This is a genomic window from Endozoicomonas sp. ALC013 (assembly GCF_049310205.1).
GTDB lineage: Bacteria > Pseudomonadota > Gammaproteobacteria > Pseudomonadales > Endozoicomonadaceae > Endozoicomonas.
The window spans coordinates 1-1,412 of the sequence record NZ_JBLYNS010000374.1 but is presented as its reverse complement, the minus strand read 5'-3'; the positions used below and the strand labels follow the sequence as shown (position 1 = coordinate 1,412).

Sequence of the window (1,412 nt, the reverse complement as noted above, 5' to 3'; positions counted from 1 at the left end):
GCCAATGTCTACAAGCTGGCAGCGGATATGTTCACGGATAACAAGATCAAGTATGACCAGCTTAACGAAGCGGCCCGTCAGTACGACCTTGGTTACGGATTTAAGCAGGACGAGATGAAACTGGCAGCGCAGAACCAGGCATTCAACCAGGCGCAGCAGCGGTGGCAGAACGGGTTGGTGCAGAAATACGAAAATAACAGCAAATGGAATTACAGAGAGTCGTTTGATTACGAGTATTAATTAACGGAGGAACACCATGTATATCGGATCGGACGGCAGAGTCTATCAGAACAAATTCGAGTCACTGGGCCATGGCACCAAAATGCCCGGTTACGCTGAAGAACAGCACGCCATCAACCAGCGCCTTGGCGAACTGGCCAGACGGCAGCAGGAATACAATGGGCAAGAGCAGCAACAGGCATTGACCCAGCAATCCATCGACAAGAACGATACCGACCTGTTCTATGACCGCCAGCGCCAGCACGATGAACTGATCAATCGCCAGTACGGGATCGGTCAGACCGGCAGGCAGTCACCCATGCCGCCAGCACCGCAAGGCAGTCAGACCGGTTATGGTATACCCATGGAGAGAAAGGAAACGGTGGTCAGCCCGCCGACGCAGGATGCCGGTAAGCTGAACCGGATGCTGCAAAAGTACCATCAGGGGCAGGACCCACGGGATGCAGAGGATGCTATTAATTTTATCAACCAGCACCCCGGTATTAAGGCAGGTAACGTATCCTCCATCCAAATGAACCACAGCGACCGCAACGAAGACCCGCTGGTCAGCCTGCTCAATGACAATGGTGATCCGGTCAAGCAGTTCTATCTCAGTTCCCTGTCCAACCTGAACAACTTTGCCGGTCAACGGCAGCAGACCTACGACCCCGGCAACAAGGGCGTCAGCGATGTCGGCAAATTGATGGAGCAGCTTATGCCCATGGCCGAAGCCATGGCTACCCAGTCACTGGCCGATCAGAACCTGAAACCGGAAGAACTGTCCATGCTCAAGCCTCCCGCCGTCAGAGCCGCACTGGACCAGTTGATGAAACCCTACCAGCCCCGCAACCCCGGTTATCAGAATGGGCAGACGCAATACCAGAACGATAACCCGGACTTTGACCTGTTTGGCCCCAGAGGGGCAGAGGCTGAAACCCAAGGCCAGGACTACCGGCAGCGTATTGATGACCTCACCGCAGCCCCACCACCACCCACCGGCACACCTGCAACAGCAGCACCGAAACAGGGCAACGGTTATGGCTTCGGTGGCAACAGTATGCTGCCCGGAAACTGGCGAAAGTACCAGCCCCAGAACAACCCCAACCACCGCTAATAAACCACTGCCCGCTGCCCACTACCCACTAATCTTCACGGACGACCCCATGAACTGGCACGATTTTATTGCGACGCCT

General features: G+C 55.2%; 2 protein-coding genes. Both read left to right on the top strand.

Translation table 11 applies throughout. The features are described from left to right. Positions 1–240 (top strand): hypothetical protein (locus tag ACO6V1_RS23920; RefSeq protein WP_422469096.1); only part of this gene is annotated, 240 nt, incomplete at its 5' end. A gap of 16 nt (positions 241–256) precedes the next feature. Further along, positions 257–1,333 carry a hypothetical protein gene (locus ACO6V1_RS23915; RefSeq protein ID WP_422469094.1) on the top strand — a complete coding sequence of 359 codons (1,077 nt, stop codon included), beginning with the start codon at positions 257–259 and terminating at the stop codon, positions 1,331–1,333. The last annotated feature ends 79 nt before the right edge of the window (positions 1,334–1,412 follow it).